Raw genomic sequence first — 630 nt, 5'->3', positions numbered from 1 at the left:
CCCATTTTTTTTGCAAGGATGGCTTCACCTAAACAATGGTTAATTTTGTGAGCGCCAGTATGGTTCAAGTCTTCTCGCTTTAGATAAATGTCGGCACCGTATTTCTTAGATAGATTCGCGGCATGAAAAATAGGGCTAGGTCGACCGACAAAGTGTTTATAAAGGCGAGCTAACTCGTCTTTGAACTCTGGATCTTGGCAACATTCTTCGTAAGCGACGTTAATGTCTCGCATGATTTGCTCAAGCTCTGGCGGGACAAAGCTGCCACCATATTCGCCAAAATATCCTTCATTGTTTGGCATGTTGTGGTCGAAAGAATTTTTCATTAGTTACGTCCTAGTAAATGAGAGTATTGATACTTTTATACCCAAATTCACAAATAGGTTGTGTGATCAGTTGCTTAAATCGTGATGCTGCTATCATGAACTAGTTAAATAGTACGAGATTGATCTTGTCTGGAGGAAAATGTGAGTAAGAGGAACAAAAAGGTCCCGAAAGACTCTAGGCTGTCACAAGGGTCTTTCGGGACAAACAGAGTACAAGGAAGTGTACTCTGCGATGGTGTCTGAAAACGAAAGTTAGATTCGTTTCCGTTGGCAGATGTTAGGGATTTCAAGCCATGTTATGTCA

At 41.3% G+C, this 630-nt stretch carries 1 pseudogene; it reads right to left on the bottom strand.

The features are described from left to right. Positions 1 to 326 (bottom strand): annotated as a pseudogene (locus R7Z77_RS26400) (tryptophan synthase subunit beta); the annotation flags it as partial. Between the last annotated feature and the right edge of the window lie 304 nt (positions 327 to 630).

Source organism: Vibrio sp. 1401 (assembly GCF_033340295.1).
This window is presented reverse-complemented; position numbering and strand designations above follow the sequence as displayed.